Source organism: Leptospiraceae bacterium (genome assembly GCA_016708435.1).
In the GTDB taxonomy this organism is placed as follows: domain Bacteria; phylum Spirochaetota; class Leptospiria; order Leptospirales; family Leptospiraceae; genus UBA2033.
The window spans coordinates 214,697-231,326 of record JADJFV010000002.1; the positions used below are offsets into that span (position 1 = coordinate 214,697).

A 16,630-nucleotide genomic window follows, 5' to 3' on the forward strand; every position below is an offset into this window, starting at 1 on the left:
TTTATTTATTCACACGCTCTACGTAAGAAATATCACGAAGGTCAACTTTGATTTTGTCGCCCTGTTTTACGAAAATGGGAACGTTAATCTCCCCACCAGTTTCGACAGTAACTTTTTTGAGAGCTGTTCCAGAAGTATCTCCTTTGAGACCTTCTTCTGCATAAGTAACCTCTAATATAGCAAAGTTTGGGGGGATAACACCGATTGGCTTGTCTTCATAAAAAGTGACTTCGACTTGCGCTTCTTCTTTCATGAATGGAAGAACGTCTTCCACGTATTCAATCGGAACATGGATTTGCTCAAAGTCATTTACATCCATAAAAACGATTTGATCGCCTTCTGTGTAACAAAGAGTCATCGCACGTTTCTCGAGTTCGACGCTCTCGAGAGTTTCCGCCGCTTTAAATGTGCGCTCGATGCTAGAGCCTTTGATGACGCTTTTGAGTTTTGTGCGAATAAATGCACTACCCTTTCCTGGGTTTACAAATTCTGATTTGATGACAGTATAAATATCATTCTCAATTTTGAGAACCATGCCTTTTCTAACTTCTGTGATGCCGAGTACCATGAAAAACCTACCGATTATTGATTGTTAAATAAAGGTTTTTTAACTTAATGGCACTGTCAAGAGAAAAGTTTGGGCGTTGCGTCAAACCTCGAAGGCGCGGAAGCGCTTCCGCGCCTTCGAGGTTTGACGCCGGGCTCGCCTTCCTGAGTGGAATTCTATTGAGCCCGGTTGGTGAGCAGCAGCTACCAAGCTGAACTCAATGTTGCTTCTTAAAGTCGCAACATAATGTGTCGAACCACTCATCCAGTTGATCCCTAACGCATAGTAATAGCAAAATTTTTTAGTAGAGAAAGGAAACTACATGGGGACGAGTTGTCCCTAGGGAGAAAAAAATGACTACCGCAGAGATAAAACTTTTTGAAGAAAAAAAAGTGCGCCGAATTTGGGACGCTGAAAAAGAGCAATGGTATTTCAGCATTATTGATATAATCGAAGCTCTTACAGGAACAGATCGCCCTAGAAAATATTGGAACGATTTGAAAGCCAAATTAAAAAAAGAAGGAAGTGAACTGTCCGAAAATATCGGACAGTTGAAAATGCTATCGGCGGATGGAAAAATGAGAGATAATGATTAATTATCAATGTTTAATGTTTAATGCAAAAGAAAGGGCAATTATTATTAAGACTAACATTAACTATTTATCATTAACAACTAACCATTATAATTAAGATGAAAGAGAATGTGATCAAAAATAAGAGTTTTAGTTTTGCGGTGAAAATTGTAAAACTGTGTCAATATTTAGTAGAAAATAAAAAAGAGTTTGTATTGTCCAAACAACTTTTGAGAAGTGGAACAAGCGTTGGAGCAATGGTTCGAGAAGCGGAACATGCAGAGACAAAAGCAGATTTTAAACATAAAATGGGAATTGCCCAAAAAGAAATAAATGAAACAATTTACTGGCTGGAACTTTTGAAGGAAACAGAATATTTATCTCAAGAACAATTTCAAACAATCAATATGGATGCAGTAGAGATTATAAAGTTAATAACTAGTATTCTCAAGACCACGAAAGCTAATATTAATGGTTAATTATTAAGGGTTAATGGTTAATGAAAAACAGAACGAAACTATTAAAGTCACCCATCAAACTATCACTAAAAATTAACCCTTTACAATTAACCATTAACAATTTACCATTATAATGAAAACAACCAACATTAACAATTCACCATTAACCATTAACCATTGGTATAGCTGGAAATGGCATCTCCAAAATCGTCTAACCGATCCATACAAATTAAAAGATTTTATTCCAATTTCAGAAGAAGAAGAAAAGATATTCCAAGCAGCCGATGAGTTCTTCAGCTTTGGAGTCACACCCTACTACCTGTCTTTGATTGACCAAACCAACCCAAATTGCCCAATTCGACTACAAGTTGTTCCTCGCGCAGGTGAATTAACCCGTCATCCGCTTGAACGAATTGACCCGCTAGGCGAAGAAGCTCATATGCCAGTAAAAGGGGTAACTCACCGTTATCCGGACCGAGCCCTTTGGTATCTCTCTCACAACTGCGCTGTATTTTGTAGATTCTGCACTCGCAAAAGAAAAGTTGGGGACAGCGAAAATACGCCTCGCTCGGAAGATTGGGACAAGGCACTCGAGTATTTCAAAACACATACAGAGCTGAAAGAAGTAATTCTTTCCGGAGGCGATCCACTTTCTCTTTCCGATAACCAGATACTCTATATTATCCGCGAATTAAAAAAGATTCCGCACCTAAACCAGATTCGAATTCATACCCGTTATCCTGTTACTCTGCCCTTTCGAATCACAGACGAACTATGTAAAGGACTTGCCGAATTCTTCCCGCTTTTTATGGTGACACATTTCAACTCTGCTGCCGAATGCACGGCAGATGCCGCAGAGGCAATAAAGAGGCTTTCGACCAAAGCCCATATGACTGTTTTAAACCAAACTGTTCTCATGCGAGACATCAATGATACACCCGAAAAGCTATCTGCCCTAAATTACGCACTCGTAAAAATGGGAGTTAAGCCCTATTATCTCCACCAATGCGATGAAGTGTTCGGAAGCTCTCATTTCAGAGTTCCCATCTCCGAAGGCATTGCCCTAATGAAAAAACTGCGCGGCTTCAACAGCGGAATTACAATTCCTTCCTACGTAGCCGATCTCACCGGCGGTGGCGGCAAAGTTCCATTACCCACAGATTACTTACAAAAGACGAATATGGATTCGTATATTTTTCAGAATTATCGAGGGGATGAGTTTGAAGTGAGGAAATAGTCTTGTGTCATTCCCGAAATTCCACCCTTCGCTGCAAGTATTCGCGACCTTCGCCTTCGCCTGTCCATTGGTGCGAACACGAATAGTTACAATATCCTCAATAATATTTTCTCTCTGACCCCCAAATAACAGGAGCGCATATAGTATACTTACCAATTTCATTTCATTCCTCTATTGATTCTTTCTTAAGAACTTTAAATAGTTTGTAATACTTGGAATCATGCCTACCTACCTTCTCCAAATATGTCATCAATCCTTCCTTTGTGTAGTAAATATTTGTAGCACTTTGTTTAATTCGCCAATGATCGTCTTCGTGCATAATTAACAAAGTATCAGTTTTTATACTAAAATACTCTTTCTTTCTTAAATATTCATTAATAAATTCACGAACATCAGATTTTTCATTTTTTTCTTACCACATCTCCATCTTTATTGTTTGATCGCTGCCACTTGATTGGAGAGTTTTCCTCACAGCAATCACATTGCCATTCTTCATTCTCTTTAATTCAATGTTTCCTAAAATAGCAGCATGGGAATGTGTCGCTTTATTACTCCCATTTAAACCCACGCGGATAACAACAACATCTCCAATTTTTGAATCAGTAACTTTGTAATATAATCCTGATTTAGAATAACCAGATGTGCTTACATATGTAGTATCGGGAATCATTTTTGGGTCCGTCCAAATTTGCTTCGTGCATAGCCAATGCAACAAATCCTTAATGCAAACCATCCTAAGACTTTTAAATATTAAAAGCAATTGAAAAAATCTGATATATGAATAGAAAGTAACAAGCGTGAAACATCCATGAAACAAAAACTTGTTTTTTTCTTGTTCGAAGGCGAACAGGTAGAACAATAAAAAAAATAGGCAGACAAAAATGAAATATTTTCTTTTACTATTACTTCTAACAACTTCCCTCCTCCCGCAAAGCCTCTTTGATAAAATCGGCGGAGCATCTAGTAAAAATCCAGAAGACTTTTACAAAAAAGCAAGTCCAGAAGCAATTGAGCTTGTAAAGAGAAGCTACGCAGGATTAGACGCTACCAAGATACGAGACTATCACACGCATATTGTAGGCATTGAAGAAAATAAGACAGGAGCGTTTATCAATCCAAAGATGCGATCACCTCTTCATATAAAAGAATACATTCGGTTTAAGATTTATTCTAGTGCATTAAAAATTAAAAATTTAAACAACGCAGATGCAGAGGCAGTCGAAAGACTAACACGCCTTATTCGCAATATAGAAACTCATGGAAAGCACTATCTTTTGGCACTTGATAAATACTACAACACAGACGGCTCTCTCAACCTAAAAAAGACCGAGTTCTATGTTCCAAACGAATACATTTACAAATTAGCCAAAGAAAATCCAGATGTATTCATTCCAACCATTTCGATTCATCCCTATCGCAAAGATGCATTAGAGGAATTGGACAAATGGGGGAAACTCGGCATTAGACTCATCAAGTGGCTACCCAACTCACAAGGCATTGATCCATCCAATCCTCAAATCGAAGCCTACTATAAAAAAATGATTCAATACAAGATGACTCTACTCACACATGCAGGCGAAGAAAAAGCAGTAGACGCAGAAGAAGATCAGAAATACGGAAACCCTCTCCTACTCCGTTATCCACTTAGCCTCGGTGTAAAAATTATTATAGCTCACTGTGGAAGTTTAGGAACAAACATCGATCTAGAAAGCCCTGACAAGAAAGTTGTGGATAATTTCGATTTATTCATGCGACTCATGGATGACCCCAAGTATAAAGCAAATCTATTCGCAGACATCTCTGCTGTTATTCAATTCAACCGAGATAAAAAAGTTTTAGAAACTTTACTCACAAGACAGGACTTGCACTCCAGACTTGTCCAGGGAAGTGATTATCCATTACCCGCAGTCAACATTGTAATTCGATTGGGACGACTCGTAGAATTTGGATTCATTACTCCTGAGGAGCAGAAAATTTTACAGGAGATTTACGACTATAATCCTCTACTCTTTGAATTTACAGTAAAACGCTCCATTCGATGGAAAGAAAAAAAATTTTCTGATTCCATTTTTATGGAAAATTCGCTCCTGTGAGTTTTTTCTGATCTATCGTAAAAATAGCATGACTTTTTTCCGATGTTACTTTAAAAAATCATATTACCGTTAGATAAATACCCAATGTAGGCGAAAATGGATTTGCTTTCTAAATATAGAAATGGATAATAGGGATATTGACAAGCGGGGCAAAAATCTTTGGAAGAAAACTATTCACAATTAGCCAGACGAATTCAGAGCTATCTAAAAGACTTACGAAATAAATCGGAAGCCGAAAGAGAAGAATTTTCTGTAGACCGCCCTGTATGCACTGAGGTTAGACATGCTAGATACAATGGTGATCTCGTTCAAAAGTTAATCATCTTTTTGCGCGGAACTGGCTGCTCCTCTATCGAACTCAATGGTGGATGCACTTTCTGTGGATTTTATTCAGCAACGAATCATGGAATCAAGCTAAATCGCTCCAATTTTCTAAACCAATTGCAATTTGCCTTTGACTTACACAAAAAAGAATTAGACCGGTTTCCCATCATTAGCCTCTACAACGACGGAAGCATGTTATCCGAGCAGGAAATCAGTCTTGATGTAACTCTTGAGATGATTCAGACTCTTTCCAGTTTTCAAAATTTAAAGTTAATTACAACTGAATCAAAACTCCAGGACATCACAGAAGAAAAAATACTACGAATAAAAAATACAACTAACAAGGAATTAGAATTATCGTTTGGATTTGAATCCTCTGACCCAGTAGTTAGAAGGCTTTGCATCAACAAAAACTTCACAAACAACAAAGTAATCGAAGTCTCGGAACTACTGAGAGCGCATAATATCAATTGCACTGCACTTCTCATGCTAAAACCTCCTTTCTTAAGCGAACAAGAATCCATCGATGACGCAGTCAAAAGCTTACAATTTTTAGAAGAGACTGAAATCAACCGAATTGACATTGAATTACCCACCGTTGAAGCATTTACCCTATCTCATGAATTATGGAAACAAGAATTATACAAACCAATCAAGCTCTGGTCCGTTGTAGAAATTCTAAAGCACAGACATGCATTAAACCTAAAGAAGATAATCTACGTTAGCCCCGCCAATTATACAGTAAAAGCAATCGCCACCTCCTCCAACTGCCCTCTTTGCAATGACAAATTTTCAAACCTATTCATGGAATACAATCAAACAAACGACATTTCTGTTTTTGACAATCTAACCTGCGAGTGCAAACACGATTGGAATCAAAGATTAATTCCTTCTAGCTTGGAACAATTGCCATTAGCTGATAGGGTGGAGAAGATGATGGATATGTTGGAGGATAAGACTCGTTCGCCGCTTTCAATATTTGAATCTTTAGAAAAAAAGGACAATGCCACGCAGGAAGAAGTTGTAAACTTCCAGCAAGTTGTTGAAGCAAATAAAAATGGTTGGGATTTTTGATTGAGATTTAAAACGAATAGCCGAGGCTAATTTCGAAATGTGTGGTTTGCCTTAGACCTAGCTTTTCTTGATTACGAAAATAAATCTCTGTCAGTCTAGAGTATGACAAATAAGGACTATAATATATTTCTCTCTTAGTTGTAGCCCCATTTATACTTTTCAACGTATAAAATTCAGTTCCAAATGTAAGTCCGCTTTCAAAAACCCATTGAAATCCAATCCCAAGCATTCTACTATAATACGGATTTCTATCAAAATAAAGTTCAAAAGGATAAGTTAAATAAGGATTATTCCCTGAAAATCGAAGCTCTGTAAAATAATTCATTTGACGACCAGTCGTATATGTTCTTGCAATTCCTGCTGTAAGATAAAAAGGAACCGTATCCCAGAAATAGTAACGAAAATTCAATATACCTCGATCCAAGTAGTTATATGACTTACTTAATTGTAGTAGGTAATCACCATTAGCCAGTGCAGCTTGATTCAGAGTTAATTTTTCCTCATAGTCTCTTCTATATATATGTCTATAGCCAATGGAAAATTTTTTCCCTATATTATAATTTAATTCAAGGTTATATGAATGATGAGAACTATTCATAGTTTTATTTGAAAATAAAAGATTCCATTTTCTCTTTTGTCTAGACTCTACTTGAGTAGGATTTTCTTCATCGTCATTCTCTTCCGCCCAAACTTGAAAGGCAAATAGAACCAGAAGTAAAAATAAAGTTTTTTGAAACATCTAGTTCTCCCTTCCTTTGCTCTCAAGAATTTTTCCGAACTCATTTTCCGAAATAAAATTTAACTCTGCTTCAATCGTATAGTAGCCAAACATAATTACACTATAAGTTTTAAACCAATCAAATAGCACATTGCTATTGTATTTAATTCGTATATTGTGAATAATAAGGTATTGCCCCTCTGTCAGTTCCTTTCTATATCTTTCAATGGGAAAGTAATCGGAAAAATTATCTCTGTAAGCCGTATTACCTAGCATATTTCCAAATATTCCAGGAATCACAGAAAATTCAATTTTCGTAAAAAATATATTTTTCCCTTTGCTAAGATTTTTAATTTTACTGCTAAAGAAAAAAATATCTGATTTGGTTTCTTTATTCCAATTTCTTTCTTGAAAAGTAGTTCCCGTCAATGCCTCTTGTCTATAATCAAAAAACCTACATTGATAAGTAAAAAAGCAGATAATAACGATTATCCATTTCATTAAAAGATTTCCCCTCTGACCCATACATTTCGATAAGAAAATCCAGCAACATAAGTGCAATAGCTAAAGATTGCACCCCAGGGACTAATGATTTGATTTGTATTGTGAGAAGAATTATATGACCTGATTTTTAAATTTTTAATTCCTTTTACATTTGGATATTTTTTTAATTCTTCTTCTAAAATTTTTTCTACATTATCAGAATTATAATTTACCAATCCCCATAGAGCAATAAAATCATATTTGACTCTGTTGAATTTCCCAATTGAGGTTACAGGCAAATCAGAATAAGCGATGATTACATTTCTCTCCAAGTTTGCTTTCATTTCCATCGATGAACATTGAAAACTCAGCATAATCCAAAAAATTAAAATCAAATTCTTCATTATATAATTACAATCTATTTACACGAATTACTAGAGTAATTTAAGAGTCAATACGAATTTTATTTCCATCAGGGTCATTGATAGAAAAATTCCCATCTTTATTTTTAGAAGGCTCAGTTTCGTAAGAAATAAATTTGAGTCGTTTCTTAATTTTCACAATTGGAATTTTTATTTCTAAACCCATAATTAAATTTCCTTCTACAATCTTACTTGAAGGATATAGCTCTATGATAAAATCATTTAGCGCAAAACTATAATGTTCCGCTCCTTTGCCATGCTTTTCTTTTACAGGAAGAAAACCAATTGCTTCATAGAAAGATTTGCTCTTTTCAATATCATTGCATTTGATAACGAGGTAGGTTAATTTCACTCATTTCTTCTCACATACCAATCAGTTAATCTATTTCCTAAGTCTAAAATTTTATCCCTTCTACCATTATCATTATTCAAATCATTTAATAAAAAATCAGGAAGTTCATCAACAGAATGGTTAATCATTGTAATCCCCAAACTCATAGAGGCAATACTATCAGTGTCACCTCCAAGTTTCACCGATTCTAAAAGAATATCAAAAGGATTCTTGTAATTAGAAATAATATAAAACACAGCGCCTACTGTCCGAGCGGAATAGAGCGCATAGCCGCTCCGTTCGTTATTTTATTTCTCACGGCCTTTTCTAAAAGTTCTGCTCCATCTTTTAAAAGCAATGCCTCTTTTATAGTAGTAGAATATCCTTCGATTGGATATGCTCTATATGTATCGATAAATCTTTGGGCTAGATTTTCTAAGTTAAACTCTTTATCACTAAGCATCATTTCACAAATTGCAATAGACATTTGAGTATCATCCGTATACATTCCAGCCTTTCTATTCACTCTTTTTGATTTATACTTAGTTGGATCAAGATGAGTCAACAGAGCAATTCTATCGCAAGTAAATTCATACGCAACGCCAAAAGCATCACCAATTGCAATCCCTAAAAGCATATTTTGAAATCTTGTTTTTTTAATCGCCATAAATAAATCATAATCATTCTAAGTATTTCGTAAAGACTTTTTATTATTCGAATTGAAAGTATAAACCGAGTCTAAATACTGGAATCAATTCTAGGAGAATTAAAATGCCAATCTTTGAATACAAATGTGAAACTTGTAACAAAAAATTTGAAGTATTACAATCCAATTCTACACCCTTTACAGACTGTGACAAAATAAATGAAGGCTGCAAGCAAAACGGTATTATCCACAAGATGATTTCGTCGTTCGCGTTCTCAGGCTTTGGAGAAACTGATCTGAGTTCCTACCAAGACCGTTCTCCCTATAGCAGACATACTTCAGCTTCTGCAAGTGCGAGCACTGGTTGTGGTTGTCACGGAACATCGAGTTGCCCGGGTTCTTCTATGCGAGATAAATACGGGCTGGATTAGTCTTGTTAGCCCCTACACGGGTAGAGATTTCCCGTAAAGCAGTCTCTAATAATATAAAAGCATTTCGCTCTATTCTATCGCCAAATACTCGTTTGGCGGTAGCGATTAAGTCCAACGCCTACGGGCACGGAATAGAGTTAATGGCAAAGCTCGCCATCGAAAATGGAGTGGATGTTCTTGCAGTCAATTCACTTGAAGAAGCGCTCCTACTAAAGAAATTTTCCCCTACTCCCATTCTACTCATGGGCGAAGTTCCCAATCTGGAGGAGCGGCTAACCGATCTTAACCATAGCAACTTCTGGATTGTCGCTTCTAGACTAAAAGAAATTATACATCTTTCTAAACTTTCCAATGAACCCAAAATTCATCTCAAGACTGACACTGGTATGGCGCGATTAGGACAGTCTGGAAAAGATTTATTTAAACTCTTAGAAGAATTAAAAGCCCATAAAATAAATCTCTCCGGTCTACTCATGCACTTCGCTAGCACAGAGGATTTTACTGAGCACTCCTATTCCATGCAACAATTAAAGACATTTCAGGAATATATAAAACACGCAGAGAAACAGGGATATACCGACATTATCCGCCATGCTGCTTCTTCTGCCTCGACTATGCTTTTTAAAGAAGCTCATTTTGATATGGTGCGTGTAGGGATTTCTCTTTACGGGCTCTGGCCTAGTCTGGAAACAAGGCTTTCTCTTTCTCTCATGGGAAAAAATACATTCGATCTAATGCCAGTCCTCTCGTGGAAAACAACGATTGTCCACACGAAGAAAGTTCCTACTGGTTCTTACATCGGATATGGCTCAACGTTTAAGACCAATTATCCTACAACGCTCGCAGTAATCCCTGTTGGTTACAATGAAGGATTTGATCGAAGGCTTTCCAACCAGGGTTATGTTTTAGTCAATGGAGAGAGGGCTCATATCATCGGTCGAGTCTGTATGAATATGAGCATGATTGATATTACCCACATCCGAAATGTAAATGTAGGAACAGAAGTAGTCTTAATCGGTCGCTCTGATAAAGAAACAATCTCCGCTGACACAATAGCGCAACTCACCGGCACAATCAACTACGATGTGGTTACTCGCATTCATCCGGAGATACCGAGGATACTTGTGGAGTAGAAGAAATTTCAAAGATTACCACCGATAAAGACGATGAACACGGATAAAAAAACGATAAAACCCACTTATATTTTCTTCAGCAAGTCCACTTGATTCCATACGGCTCGCCAAATTAACAGTATCCCCCCTGACATCGTAAGTAAATAGATTAAAAAGTATTTGTGTTTGCATGGAAACGAGAAAAAGATTTTTCGTTTCCATGTATTTCAATCACTTTAACTCATCTAAATCTATTTGAGTTTATATATCTCTGTTTCTCCCTTCTCTTTATGTTTTAGGAAGTAGTAATGATCACCCTTTTTGAAATAATCAAAATCAGTCCAATCCTTTCCCCAGAGTGTTTTTTTCCATGTTTTTCCGAGAGAACCATCTGAATGCAGTGGAGTAAACCAAGCAGTCCCGGTTTGTTTTTTATACATGAATAAAACAGGACCAGTATGGTAATCAATAACCATTGCAGTATCTATATTAGTTTCAAGTTCGGTATTTTTAGAAACTTCAGTCATCCCTATTCCACTTTTTGCCTTTTCAATGCTATAAGTCCAAGAAGTCCCATCCAAACTATGCAGTAATAGAAAGTGTTCCTTTCCCATCTTAAAATGTTGAGCAGAAACTATATTTGGGTTTAGAGTTTCATTTTCCCATAGAGCTTCCTTTGAAGGTTTGGGATCTAATTCATGAATTTTTGCATGTCCTTTTCCTTTTTTATAAACGAAAGCATAAGATTTGCCTCCCATTGAAAAAGTTTTTAAAGTTGACCATCCGCCGGACCAATCAGCAGACCAAATTTCTTTAGGTGCTCCGGTATAATCATATTGATTGATACTGACACTTCCTGATTTTTCTTTCATTGCCATATGGTAAGTAGCATCATCCATTTTAAAAAAATCTATATTCGACCATCCTGATGACCATTCTTTTGAGTAATGCTCCCCTTTATCTTTTATTAGTTCAATTTTATTATCATCTATAACAATCGGTTGAACATTGGCTTTTTTATCTCTTCCGTATAATAATAGATAGGGAGAATCTTTGATTTGTAAAAAACGAGTTATTTTCCAACCTTTCTTCCATTTTTCTTTATACATATTTGGTCCGAGGCTAAATAGATTTTCGGGCGAAGACAATCTCCATTTCTGGCTTTTGAGCTTTTTATAAGGTGTAACTATTATGTTTGCTCCCGAATCGTCATTGTTGACTGCTTCTTTGATTTTATCTTTCTTAAGGGGTCCAAATTTGAATTTTTTCTTTAGAAATCCAGATTTGATTGTGTTTGTTTCCTTGTCATCGTCATCTATTACGACTGTTAAAACTTTTTGAGTCCCCACATTTTCAATATACTGGAACCCATCACCAGTATTCATTCTTTTCCATGCTTGATTATCAGATAAAGCACTGTCAAATAATTGAACATTTCCTGAGGCATCAACCCCTAGGTAATTTCTACCCTTGCTGCGAATGAATAATCTTCCTTTATCTCCTGTTTCAAAATAAAATTGTTGGCTATTATCCGCACTTCCATTCGACAATTCAATGTTAGTTCCATTTTTATCTTTTCCACCTTTTACAGTGAGAGCCATATTTCCATCTAGTGCAGAAAGTACAAACATTTCGCTTCCAGATTCTACGTAATCAGGTAAAGGAAATCCTTTTGCATACTCATTAAAAGCAGTCTGTAATTGCGATTGTCTTGCGGGAGAGTCTGCAAGCGCCCAGATAGGTTTTAAGCTGCCTTTTTCAAAATCACATAGAACCGGATTTGATTCAACACCATCTGCCCATTTCGTATAGGTTTCTTTGTCCTTAATGTCATTTGCGTATTGATAATTCCCTCCATTTACGATCAGGGTCGATTTTGTATTCTCCAATATGGATTTAGATGAGTTTGTGTGACCAGTAGTGCTAGATCCGCTAATTACGCTATATGATGCTTCAACTGCCACTTTAATTTCACTCTCAGAGAATTTACTTTCATTATTTGTAACGGTAGTAAAATCAGCCCTAGCTCCAATGTAGGCATTTGCGATATAATGAGTTCCGTAGGTTTCAAACAATTCCATAGGATCCATATTGTTAATATCTGCTTTTGCCTGCTCTGTCATAAATTGTTTTAGATTTATACGTTTATCTATTCCTAATTCCCAAACGCGATTGGCATCGAGGATAGTGAGATAATACTCGCTCGAGCTACCACCCCATGATTTGGAATAAGCCACATTTACAGAAGCACTAAACGCTGGTCCTTCATAGCCTACTTCCACTTCTTGGCTAAATGACTTTGCATATTCTCTCTGTGAACTTCCAGAAATTTCTTTGCGACTTTTTGTTCCTATATAAGTGACTGTAATTTCTGGTGGGGCAAAATAATCTTTGCCTCCCTTAATTTTTTGATTTGCACTCCATTGAAAAATCGGATAGGTTACACTGGATGCCTCTGCATATTTACCAAATATATTGTATCCAGAACCAACAACATTCAGACTCGGAACTTCCGTTTGAGCGAATATTGCCGAGAAAGAAATCACTGAAAACAATACAATTAGTTGTATCATTCTGCTAAATTTAAAAATGTTTTTCATAACATTTATCTCCCTATTGTTTTGCTTCACCCTCAATCGAACAGTTAAATGTTTAAAATAAGATGTGTGCATACCTTTATTAAATTATAGTTCAATTCCTGCTTGCATATTTTGTATTGAATCATAAAAAAACAACATAATCAGGTTTTACATGAGAAAGCATTTCTATCAGAAATGGATGGGGTTTCCTGAAAGATTCTAAGCAAAAGCGTTAGCCGCAATAGATACAAATAAATTTTTTATACGAATACCAAGAACGGGTAACGTATCAATTTCTAATTTAGTTTTTATAACGGAATCTTTGAACTAGCTGAACTTGACTCCTATCCTTAGCATATTCACACTCGCATTTTTTCAAAAAAATCAGAATTGGGATAACCTTTTTCATTGCGTAACTCTTTCTTAATCCCGTTTACCAGATACATGTCCACTTGTCCTTTATTTTTGGCTGCAATTTTTCCTCGATATTCGCAATCAAAATAATCTTTCACAAAATGATAAGTATCCCCACTGATATTTATTTTTTCAGGAAGTCCACTTGATTCCATACGGCTCGCCAAATTAACAGTATCCCCCCAGACATCGTAAGCAAATTTTTTCTGACCAATTACGCCTGCGATAAGAGAGCCTGAATGAATTCCAATACGAATGGTCCAATATTTTTCGGAATTCTGAATTTTCTTAGCACGCCAATCTTCCATAATCGCTTGCATTCCTAAAGCAGCTAGAACACAATCAATAGCATGAGTTTTATTCGGTTTAGGAATCCCACCAACACACATATAAGAGTCTCCAATGGTTTTCAATTTTTCTAAATTATATTTTTCCATTAGAGAATCAAATTTTGAAAAACAATAATCTAGTTCTCTTATCAATTTAGATGGCTCAAGTGTTTCCGCCATCTCAGTAAATCCTTGAAAGTCGGTAAATAAAACGGTTGCGGAAGAATAAAAAACTGGTTTGGAATTGCCTGAATTTTTTAATTCATCAGCAATCTCCTCAGGCAAGATATTTAGCAATAAACTTTCTGATTTTACTTTTTCATTTTCAGTTTCTTTTTGAGCAATGAGAGCAATCCCTTTTTCAATTTCAGACTGTTGTTTTTCTGACTCAAGAGAATCTAAAAGTTTTTTCTTTTGATTCATCACTTCTTGAATAGAAAAATGCATCATTGCACTTGAATACATAAAAAAAACAGCAACTCCTACATAGAACATCCAGTGATGATTTTTTTGATAATAAAGTATATTAGTATATTCTAATGTCCCAAAGTAGATACTAATTGAAATTGTAGCATAGCAAATAGAAGAAACAATCATAGCATTAAACCCAAGCCTGGAATCAGAATAAATCGTATCGGAGATTACCATCATTAAATACATAAATAAAAATGGTGAATTTATTCCTCCTGATATATAACAAAGGACACTGATAACTGCCATATCAAATAAAAATGGGAAATATACAAGTAGCGGATACTTCTTGTAATCCAAGAATACTATCAATTCTATAACTAACCAAAACAAAGAGAAAGAAACAGATACAATTGATAAATAATACATCCAATTTCCAATTTTGGATGGAAATAAATAGAAAATTAGCACATTAAGCAAAAACCGGCTTACGTTCGGTATAAAGAACTTTCGACGTTGTAATCTTCCAATCTTATTCATAGCTGCTCCATACTCAAATACTTTTCAAAATAATCTATGTTTTTATAAAGTCTCTACTTTCCAAAAAATAGATTCGGATCAATCTCACTTAGTTCTTCAATTGGCTTACCGGTGTATGCCTCCATGAGTTCTTTTTGATGACGCTTGATGATTTCTAAATCATGTTCATTTGTAAGCGGACGAACGAAATTTAACGTTAAGTCCGCATACTTCTTGTTATGCTCCCAGTTCGCTAGTATCTCTTGCCTCGCTTTTCGAAGCTCTTCTTTCGTTTCTTCGGGGACTTGCGGATCAGCAATAGATTCATCCATTCTACGTATTCCATTGTCTTTCATGATTTGAAATTTTTGAATTCCAACTTCTCCCTGCGAAACATTCCATGCCCAGGCAACCTTTGCATTTATCTTTACAAATTCAAAATAGTCTTTGAAGCCTGCGTCTTTAATTACACCTTCAATTTCATTGAAGACTTCCATTCCAGTCGCACTATCTCCCTTCTCTGCAAGTTGTTCGGGAAGATTCGGACCTAGTTTATGCAATGCCTTGACCGCTTTGACGTATTTTTCAATATTCTCGTCGGTAAGCTCAACTCCGGAAACAGTCTGCCCATACATTTGATAAATTTTCTTGCAATGGAATGACTGCATTAGAATAAAAATAACTATAGTAAAAATAATCTTGCGATTCATAAAACTCTCCTGAATAGTTTTGAGAAATGAGTTGCCAAAAATAGCAAGCTCAATAGGATTCTGATTTCAATGAAAAATTATAATTCGAGTGTAAATTTTAGGAGTAGAATTTCAACTAGTATTCTAAAATACTTATGCAAATTCTTTTTCAAAGACGTTAAGTATTATTTACATACTGGAATTGAATCGAGACTTCATCTACCCTACCCGACTACGATTTTTATAAACAATGTGGAAGAAAGAGATGTGCTACTGAGCGCCTATCTCGCTGATATATTTTCAATCAAAGCAAGACTCTATTTCCCAGTGCAAATGAATCTATGGGATAGAGAATTTCCATCCGAAACAAAATCTCTTTTTAAAAAACTCATACGAGCGGTTACTCTTAATTTGTCTCTTATTCCGATATGCTTGCGTGTTGCGGGGGCTAAGAATGTAACAAAAGATATTTTCAATCTTCTTAAAAGCATTCGGCGCAATACATCGTTTACGATCTATGAAAAATTCCATTCGTTTAAAGAGCAAATCTCAAAGCGAAAGACATTTGTTTTATTCGGTCATGAAATCGGCAATGGAGAAACTGATATAGAAAACGCTAGTGGGATTTTAAGAATTTTCAACAAGAAAAATCCTACCATGAGTTATGTGCAACTTACGCTTACCTATGATTATCTCCTTTCAAAAGAAGGGATAGTTCATATTAGCCACAGCGGGCTATTTCAAATTAAACCAGAGAAAACTATTTCATCGATTGCTGCAACTCTAAAGCTAAAGCGAACTCTCAGCACGACAGTGACACCGGGAAATTTATTTGCCTTCGCAATCTACTCACCGGAAGTGCAACACGGAGTATCCAGACAATACTTATTCTATAAAATGGAAAGACTCGCGAATGAAATTTATAGAGAAAAATTCTGTAACATTGCGAGAGAATGTCTAGAAATGTCTTATGATGATTTATTTGCAGAAATTTTATTCAATGCGAGAAAAGATGAATTTATCCAGTATGACAAAGACTCAAAGCAATACTACGGAACAAATAAATTATACTACTTCAAAAAAAATAAATACCATTTTACAAATTTAAAATCAGAAAACATTTACAGATACCATTACATGCAATTGCTTTTATTTCATAAAAAATTTAGGCAAATCTGGACAGAGATTGAGATTTACGACTAAAATTCAATTGCCTCAAAAGTCCGAATTCATATTGTAGC

At 35.7% G+C, this 16,630-nt stretch carries 19 protein-coding genes and 1 pseudogene; 8 read left to right on the top strand and 12 right to left on the bottom strand.

Translation table 11 applies throughout. The annotated features are described in order from the left end of the window. Nucleotide 1 precedes the first annotated feature (1 nt). Nucleotides 2–568, bottom strand: a complete 567-nt coding sequence (efp, locus tag IPH52_06400; protein ID MBK7054674.1) for an elongation factor P — start codon at nucleotides 566–568, stop codon at nucleotides 2–4. Nucleotides 569–900: 332 nt separating this feature from the next. Between efp and IPH52_06405 the strand changes: the two are divergent. The 3 genes and pseudogenes from IPH52_06405 to IPH52_06415 all read left to right on the top strand — a co-directional run bounded on the left by IPH52_06405 (nucleotide 901) and on the right by IPH52_06415 (nucleotide 2,814). Then, nucleotides 901–1,131: pseudogene (locus IPH52_06405) on the top strand (hypothetical protein). Nucleotides 1,132–1,238: 107 nt separating this feature from the next. Continuing rightward, nucleotides 1,239–1,598, top strand: a complete 360-nt coding sequence (locus tag IPH52_06410; GenBank protein ID MBK7054675.1) for a four helix bundle protein — start codon at nucleotides 1,239–1,241, stop codon at nucleotides 1,596–1,598. 112 nt (nucleotides 1,599–1,710) lie between these two features. Then, nucleotides 1,711–2,814 carry a KamA family radical SAM protein gene (locus tag IPH52_06415; GenBank protein ID MBK7054676.1) on the top strand — a complete coding sequence of 368 codons (1,104 nt, stop codon included), beginning with the start codon at nucleotides 1,711–1,713 and terminating at the stop codon, nucleotides 2,812–2,814. Between the two features lie 412 nt (nucleotides 2,815–3,226). Here IPH52_06415 and IPH52_06420 read toward each other — a convergent pair whose 3' ends face one another. After that, the gene (locus IPH52_06420; protein ID MBK7054677.1) at nucleotides 3,227–3,484 is read right to left on the bottom strand and encodes a hypothetical protein; all 258 of its coding nucleotides are present in this window, start codon (nucleotides 3,482–3,484) and stop codon (nucleotides 3,227–3,229) included. Nucleotides 3,485–3,695: 211 nt separating this feature from the next. Between IPH52_06420 and IPH52_06425 the strand changes: the two genes are divergently transcribed. Then, nucleotides 3,696–4,907: an amidohydrolase family protein gene (locus IPH52_06425; GenBank protein MBK7054678.1), complete on the top strand. Its 1,212-nt coding sequence runs from the start codon at nucleotides 3,696–3,698 to the stop codon at nucleotides 4,905–4,907. 159 nt (nucleotides 4,908–5,066) lie between these two features. Further along, entirely contained in the window at nucleotides 5,067–6,305 is a 1,239-nt protein-coding gene (locus tag IPH52_06430) for a radical SAM protein (protein ID MBK7054679.1), read from the top strand. Nucleotides 6,306–6,312: 7 nt separating this feature from the next. On the opposite strand, the gene IPH52_06435 is transcribed toward IPH52_06430, so the two are convergent. The 6 genes from IPH52_06435 to IPH52_06460 form a co-directional block, all read right to left on the bottom strand. Then, entirely contained in the window at nucleotides 6,313–7,044 is a 732-nt protein-coding gene (locus IPH52_06435) for a hypothetical protein (protein MBK7054680.1), read from the bottom strand. Next, complete coding sequence (locus IPH52_06440) at nucleotides 7,045–7,524, bottom strand: hypothetical protein (GenBank protein MBK7054681.1); 480 nt, start codon at nucleotides 7,522–7,524, stop codon at nucleotides 7,045–7,047. Further along, nucleotides 7,524–7,850, bottom strand: coding sequence for a hypothetical protein (locus IPH52_06445; protein MBK7054682.1), 327 nt, complete (start codon nucleotides 7,848–7,850; stop codon nucleotides 7,524–7,526). The genes IPH52_06440 and IPH52_06445 overlap by 1 nt, the downstream gene beginning before the upstream one ends. 100 nt (nucleotides 7,851–7,950) lie before the next feature. Continuing rightward, nucleotides 7,951–8,280 carry a hypothetical protein gene (locus IPH52_06450; GenBank protein ID MBK7054683.1) on the bottom strand — a complete coding sequence of 110 codons (330 nt, stop codon included), beginning with the start codon at nucleotides 8,278–8,280 and terminating at the stop codon, nucleotides 7,951–7,953. Beyond that, nucleotides 8,277–8,462 (bottom strand): hypothetical protein, encoded by a 186-nt coding sequence (locus IPH52_06455; protein MBK7054684.1) that lies wholly within the window; start codon nucleotides 8,460–8,462, stop codon nucleotides 8,277–8,279. The genes IPH52_06450 and IPH52_06455 overlap by 4 nt, the downstream gene beginning before the upstream one ends. Nucleotides 8,463–8,521: 59 nt before the next feature. After that, nucleotides 8,522–8,926 carry an ADP-ribosylglycohydrolase family protein gene (locus tag IPH52_06460; GenBank protein ID MBK7054685.1) on the bottom strand — a complete coding sequence of 135 codons (405 nt, stop codon included), beginning with the start codon at nucleotides 8,924–8,926 and terminating at the stop codon, nucleotides 8,522–8,524. Nucleotides 8,927–9,030: 104 nt separating this feature from the next. On the opposite strand from IPH52_06460, the gene IPH52_06465 reads away from it, so the two are divergent. Both IPH52_06465 and alr read left to right on the top strand, forming a co-directional pair. Further along, nucleotides 9,031–9,336, top strand: a complete 306-nt coding sequence (locus tag IPH52_06465) for a zinc ribbon domain-containing protein (protein MBK7054686.1) — start codon at nucleotides 9,031–9,033, stop codon at nucleotides 9,334–9,336. A 2-nt stretch (nucleotides 9,337–9,338) separates the two neighbouring features. Then, entirely contained in the window at nucleotides 9,339–10,469 is a 1,131-nt protein-coding gene (gene alr / locus IPH52_06470; GenBank protein ID MBK7054687.1) for an alanine racemase, read from the top strand. A gap of 15 nt (nucleotides 10,470–10,484) precedes the next feature. Here the strand turns inward: alr and IPH52_06475 are convergent, their stop codons facing one another. From IPH52_06475 to IPH52_06490, 4 genes are all read right to left on the bottom strand, one after another. Next, nucleotides 10,485–10,670 (bottom strand): hypothetical protein, encoded by a 186-nt coding sequence (locus IPH52_06475; protein MBK7054688.1) that lies wholly within the window; start codon nucleotides 10,668–10,670, stop codon nucleotides 10,485–10,487. Between the two features lie 29 nt (nucleotides 10,671–10,699). After that, nucleotides 10,700–13,048, bottom strand: a complete 2,349-nt coding sequence (locus IPH52_06480) for a hypothetical protein (protein MBK7054689.1) — start codon at nucleotides 13,046–13,048, stop codon at nucleotides 10,700–10,702. Between the two features lie 338 nt (nucleotides 13,049–13,386). Continuing rightward, entirely contained in the window at nucleotides 13,387–14,610 is a 1,224-nt protein-coding gene (locus tag IPH52_06485; GenBank protein MBK7054690.1) for a hypothetical protein, read from the bottom strand. A 164-nt stretch (nucleotides 14,611–14,774) separates the two neighbouring features. Beyond that, a complete protein-coding gene (locus tag IPH52_06490) occupies nucleotides 14,775–15,410 on the bottom strand; it encodes a hypothetical protein (GenBank protein MBK7054691.1) in 636 nt (211 codons plus the stop codon). 69 nt (nucleotides 15,411–15,479) lie between these two features. On the opposite strand from IPH52_06490, the gene IPH52_06495 reads away from it, so the two are divergent. Beyond that, the gene (locus IPH52_06495) at nucleotides 15,480–16,592 is read left to right on the top strand and encodes a hypothetical protein (GenBank protein ID MBK7054692.1); all 1,113 of its coding nucleotides are present in this window, start codon (nucleotides 15,480–15,482) and stop codon (nucleotides 16,590–16,592) included. The last annotated feature ends 38 nt before the right edge of the window (nucleotides 16,593–16,630 follow it).